5 protein-coding genes are annotated in these 5,773 nt (G+C 70.3%); all 5 read right to left on the reverse strand.

Annotated elements, in window-relative coordinates:
• Positions 1-361 (reverse strand): SRPBCC family protein (locus IY392_RS11920; RefSeq protein WP_194861333.1); only part of this gene is annotated, 361 nt, incomplete at its 3' end.
• 76 nt (positions 362-437) lie between these two features.
• Positions 438-3,206, reverse strand: coding sequence for a cation-translocating P-type ATPase (locus IY392_RS11925; RefSeq protein ID WP_309234172.1), 2,769 nt, complete (start codon positions 3,204-3,206; stop codon positions 438-440).
• A 17-nt stretch (positions 3,207-3,223) separates the two neighbouring features.
• On the reverse strand, positions 3,224-3,883 hold the full coding sequence (locus IY392_RS11930) for an MBL fold metallo-hydrolase (RefSeq protein ID WP_194861334.1): 660 nt from the start codon (positions 3,881-3,883) through the stop codon (positions 3,224-3,226).
• Entirely contained in the window at positions 3,880-4,965 is a 1,086-nt protein-coding gene (locus IY392_RS11935; RefSeq protein ID WP_107756297.1) for an S-(hydroxymethyl)mycothiol dehydrogenase, read from the reverse strand. The genes IY392_RS11930 and IY392_RS11935 overlap by 4 nt, the downstream gene beginning before the upstream one ends.
• Positions 4,966-5,145: 180 nt before the next feature.
• Positions 5,146-5,773, reverse strand: a 628-nt coding sequence (locus tag IY392_RS11940) for a M23 family metallopeptidase (RefSeq protein WP_194861335.1), incomplete at its 5' end; no start/stop codon positions are given.

The following is a 5,773-nucleotide window of genomic DNA, read 5'->3' on the forward strand; positions in this document are numbered from 1 at the left end:
CCCCCACTCCCCCGGCCCCGTCCCACGACGTGGTCATCTCCACCAGCGCACCCCCGGTGGCCTCGCGGACCGTGTAGGTGGTGGCCATGGACGAGTTGGCGTCCTTCTCCACCAGCGACCAGTGCGCCGCGGCCTCGTCCACGGTCACCGTGGCCTTGACGTCCCGGCTGCGCTTCTTGGTGGCCTGGAGGTTCCACGCCGCCACGGTGCCGTGCCCCTGGCCGCCCTCGATCAACCTGTACGCGGTGAACTGCTCGGGCTGGATCCGGGGACGGACCTGGGCGTAGTCCGCGATCGCGGCCGTCACGGTCGCGACGGGCGCCTCGATGACGATGGTGTTGCTGGCGGTGACCCTGCCCATGATCGTGACTCCTCCTCTGCCTGACCACATCGCGCCCGCCGGAATCGCCGGTGGCGGCGCCCTCGACAGGGGCGCGTCAGACCCCCACCATCGTGCCCGATCCCTCCTGCCGCCGAGCACGCCACCTCGCCACGACTTTCCGGAGTTCCTCGAGCCAGAGGATCGACGAGCCCACCGCGACCGCCAACAACCACTCGTCCGCGTGCAACGGGGTGGTGTCGAAGATCCCCTGGAGGAAGGGTACCTGGACCACGGCCACCAACAGCAGCGGGACCGCCGCCAGGGCCACCCAGATCGGGGCGTTGTGCGCCATATCCCGGGAGAACACCGAGCCGTCCGTGGAGCGGACGTTCATCAGGTTGAACACCTGGAAGAACACGAAGGCGGCGTAGGCGAGAGTGGTGGCGAACAACGGCACGCCCGCGCGTTCGGGGAAGATCGTCTCCGCGAACGCGAGGACCAGCAGTGTCCCGGTGGCCATGACCACGCCCAGCCACAGGATCCGTACCAGTCGTGACGGGGTGAGGATCTGCTCGTCGGCGGGTCGGGGCGGCCGCCGCATCGCGTTCTTCTCCACGGGCTCCACGCCCAGCGCCATGGCCGGCGGGCCGTCCATGACGATGTTCACCAGCAGGACCTGCAGGGCGGTGAACGGCACCGCGGCCAGACCCAGCAGCCCGCTGGCGAGGAACACCAGCACGAACGCCCACGCGGTGGTGAGCTGGAACTTCACGAACTTGACGATGTTGTCGTAGATCCCGCGGCCCTGTTCGACGGCCGAGACGATCGTGGTGAAGTTGTCGTCGGTGAGGACCATGTCGGCCGCGCCCTTGGACACGTCGGTGCCGGTGATCCCCATCGCGATCCCGATGTCCGCCTGACTCAGCGCGGGCGCGTCGTTGACGCCGTCGCCGGTCATGGCCACCACGTCCCCGCCGGACTGCAGCGCCCGGACCATCCGGATCTTGTGCTCCGGGGACACCCGGGCCAGGACTCCCATTCCGGGAGCCCGCCCGCACAGCTCGTCGTCGTCGAGTCCGTCGAGATCGACCCCTCGCACCGCCTCCCCCTCGATCCCCAGGTCGCGGGCGATCGACGAGGCCGTGACGAGGTGGTCTCCGGTGATCATGTGGACGGAGATCCCGGCCGCGCGCGCCACCCGGATGGCCTCGGCGGCCTCGGGCCGGGGCGGGTCGACGATGCCCACCACCGCGAACACGGTCAGCCCCCACACCTCGTCGAGGAGCACGCTCTCATCTACTCCGGTCTCGCCGGATCCGTCCTCGCCTGATACCGACTCGAACGGGCGCCCCGCCACCAGCAGGGTCCGCAGGCCCCGCTCCGCGAGCTCCTCGGTCGCGAGACGGATCGCCTCGTGCAGCTCGTCGGTGAGCTCCACGGCGTCCGTGCCGTTCCACACGTGGGTCGACCGGGGCAGCAGCGCACCGGTCGCGCCCTTGGCGCTGAGCGCGAGCCCCCCGCCCGGTGAGCGGTTGACGGTGGCCATGAACCTGTAGTCGGAGTCGAAGGGCACCTGGGCCACCCGGGGCCGGGCGGCACGCAGTCCCTCCACGTCGAGCCCGCACTTGGTGGCGGCCACGAGGAGAGCGCCCTCGGTGGGGTCGCCGACGAGTTCGCCGTCGGTCACGATCGCGTCGTTGCACAGCGTCATGGCGACCGCCGCCCTCCGGAGGTCCGGAACGGCATCCGGATCGGACGACAGGACCGTGCCGGTCGCCTCGTACCCGGTCCCGGTGACGGTGTAGGCGGAACCGCCCGCGACGATCCGCGTCACGGTCATCTCGTTGAGGGTGAGGGTCCCGGTCTTGTCGGTGGCGATGTGGCTGGTCGACCCGAGGGTCTCCACCGCCGCGAGGTTCTTGATGATCGCTCCCTCACGGGCGAGCCTCGAGGCGCCCATCGCGAGGGTGAACGCCACCACGGCGGTGAGGCCCTCCGGGATGGTGGCCACGGCGAGCGAGACGGCACTGAGGAGCATGTCCTCCCAGGACTGCCCGCGCACCAGTCCGATCCCCATCACCAGCGTCACCACGACCAGCGCGATCACGGTGAGGACCCGGGCCAGGACCCCGATCCGCCGTTGGAGCGGCGTCTGCTCGCCGCCCGCCCCGTCGAGCAGCTCGGCGATCGCCCCCATCTCCGTGCGCTCACCGGTCCCCGTGACCACTACGCGAGCCCGACCGCGGGTGACCTCGGTGTTCATGAACACCATGCCGGTGCGGTCACCGAGCGGCGCGTCCGCGGCGGCCACCGCTCCCGCCGTCTTGTCCACGGGGACCGACTCGCCGGTCAGGGCCGACTCCGCCACCTGGAACCGGGACGCCTCGAGAACGCGTCCGTCAGCGGGGACCCTGTCGCCGGATTCCACCACCACGACGTCCCCCGGGACGAGATCCGCGCTGTCCACCTCCACCTCGCCGCCGTCCCGCACCACCCGGCTGTGCGGCACCGCCATGTCGCGCAACGCCGCCAGGCTCTCCTCGGCCCGCGTCTCCTGCACGTAGTTCAGCACTGTGTTGAGCACCACCACCAGGAGGATGACGACCGGGGTCTCCCACTCGCGCGAGATCACGGCGCTCACCACGGCGGCCACCGCGAGAACCATGATCATGGGGTCGCGGAGCAGCCGCAGGACCCGCCTCCAGGCCGGCACCCCGGCCGCCACCGGCAGGGTGTTGGGACCGTGCACGGCGAGGCGACGGGACGCCTCGGCGCGGGTCAGACCGTTCGACCCCGCGCCGAGGCGGGAGACCACCTCCGCGGTGGGCAGTGTGTGCCAGGGGGTGCGCAGATCCGTCTCCGGGGCGCGGTCCGTCGTCGTCACCCCCCCATCGTGCCCGGTCAGCTGCCCCGGGCGATCCACTCCTCCAGATGCGGGGACTCTTCACCCACCTTGGTACCGTCGCCGTGGCCGGTATGGACCAGTGTCTCGGCCGGCAGGGTGAGGATGCGGTCCCTGATCGAGGTGATGATGGTGGGGAAGTCGGAGTACGACCGACCGGTCGCGCCGGGCCCTCCGGAGAACAGGGTGTCACCGGAGAACAGGACGCCCGCCTCGGGGACGTGGAAGACGCACGAGCCCGGCGAGTGACCGGGGGTGTTCATGACCGTGAACCCGGTCCCGGCGATCTGGAAGGTCTGCCCGTCCTCGAGGTCCTCGTGGGCGACCGTCGGGTGGGTCTCCTCCCACAGCATCTGGTCACCGGGATGGACGAAGACCCGGGTGTCGAGCTCCCGCGCCAGCTCCGGGGCCACGGTGATGTGGTCGTTGTGGGCGTGCGAGCACAGGATGCCCTTCACCGTGCGCCCGGCCACCGCGTCGATGATCGGCTGGGCGGTGTGGGCGGCGTCGATGACGTACACCTCGGAGTCGTCGCCGAGGATCCAGATGTTGTTGTCCACCTCCCACTCGACTCCGTCGAGGGCGAACACGCCGCTCGTCACGACCTTCTCGATGCGCAGGCCACCGGCATTACCGGCACTGGTGTGGGTCTCGCTCACAGGGTCACCACCGATCGGAGGACGGAACCGGACTTCATGGCACCGAACGCGGACTCGACCGCGTCCAGGCCGATGCGCTCGCTGACGAACTTCTCGAGCGGGAGCCGACCCTGCAGGTGGAGATCCACCAGCATCGGGAAATCGCGCTCCGGCAGGCAGTCGCCGTACCAGGAGGACTTCAGCGAACCACCGCGGCCGAAGAAGTCCAACAGCGGCATCTCCAGGCGCATCTCGGGCGTGGGCACCCCCACCAGGACCACGGTCCCGGCGAGATCACGAGCGTAGAAGGCCTGCTCGTACGTTTCGGGCCGGCCGACCGCGTCGATCACGACATCGGCGCCGACGCCGCCCGTGAGCTCCTGGATGGCCGCCACTGGGTCCACCCCGGTGGAGTTGACCACGTGGGTGGCACCGAAGTCGCGCGCCCACTCGAGCTTGGTGTCATCGATGTCCACGGCCACGATGGTCGAGGCACCCGCCAGACGTGCGCCCACGACCGCGGCGATGCCGACACCACCGCACCCGATGACCGCCACGGACTGGCCCCGCGTGACATTGCCCGTGTTGACCGCGGCACCGAGGCCGGCCATCACGCCGCACCCCAGCAGTCCCGCCACGGCCGGGTCGGCCGCGGGGTCCACCTTGGTGCACTGCCCCTCATGGACCAGGGTCTTGTCGATGAACGCGCCGATCCCGAGAGCCGGGGTGAGCTCCGTGCCGTCGGTGAGGGCCATCTTCCTCGAGGCGTTGTGGGTGGCGAAACAGTACTGCTGCTGCCCGCGCTTGCAGGCCCGGCACTCACCGCACACCGCTCGCCAGTTCAGCACCACGAAATCGCCCTCGGCCACATGAGTGACGCGGTCACCGACGGTCTCGACGATCCCCGCGGCCTCGTGGCCCAGCAGGAAGGGGTACTCGTCGTTGATGCCGCCGTCGCGATAGGCCAGGTCGGTGTGGCAGACGCCGCACGCCTGCACGCGGACGACGACGTCGTTCGGCCCAGGATCGGGGACCACCACGTCGACCAACTCGACGTCCGCGCCCTTGCTACGGGCGATGACGCCCTTGACGGTCTGTGACATTCCGGATTCTCCTCGAGATCAGTACAGCTCGGGCAGGTGTCGGGCGATGACCGGCACCGGCATCTCCCACCCTGCCACACATGCAGATCCCGCCATCTTTCCTCCCGCCAGACGGCCGGGGCCCCGGACACTCACGGTGTCCGGGGCCCCGGGGGACGAGCAGGCTGCTCGGAGGTCCGCTCAGACGGCGACACCCTGCGCACGCAGCCACGGCACGGGGTCGATCCACTGGCCGGCCGGGTTGCGCACGCCGAAGTGCAGGTGCGGGCCGGTCGAGTAACCGCGGTTGCCCACGGTTCCGATGACCTGACCGGCATGGACGCGCTGGCCCACCGAGACGTAGTTCTGGTCGTTGTGGCCGTACTCGAGGAGGTATCCGTCGTCGGTCTGGATGCGGATCCACAGTCCGTAGCCCGAGGCCGGTCCCGCGGCGACGACCGTGCCGGACTTGGCGGCGAACAGGGGCGTGCCGATCGGGGCGCCGAAGTCCGTGCCGTTGTGGAAGGTTCCCCACCGCGGTCCGAAGCCCGAGGTGATGGGGCCGAAGGTCGGGGCATGGGCTCCGCCGACCACACCGGCGGGGATACCGAGCGAGCCGAACAACGCGGGATCGAGGGCGTACTCCCGCAACTGCTGCTCGTTCAGACCGATGCCCTGGGCGAACTCCTGGGCCATCTGGCCGATCTGGTTCACGTCGATGTCAGCGGACTGGGCGGAGGCGGCGGGGGCTGCGGCCATCGCGACGCCACCGGTGAAAGCGGCACCGGCGACTGCGCCGGCGACGATGCGGCCCATCCCGCTCGCGGAC

It is taken from the genome of Dietzia sp. SYD-A1, from assembly GCF_015356725.1.
Taxonomy (GTDB): Bacteria; Actinomycetota; Actinomycetes; order Mycobacteriales; family Mycobacteriaceae; genus Dietzia.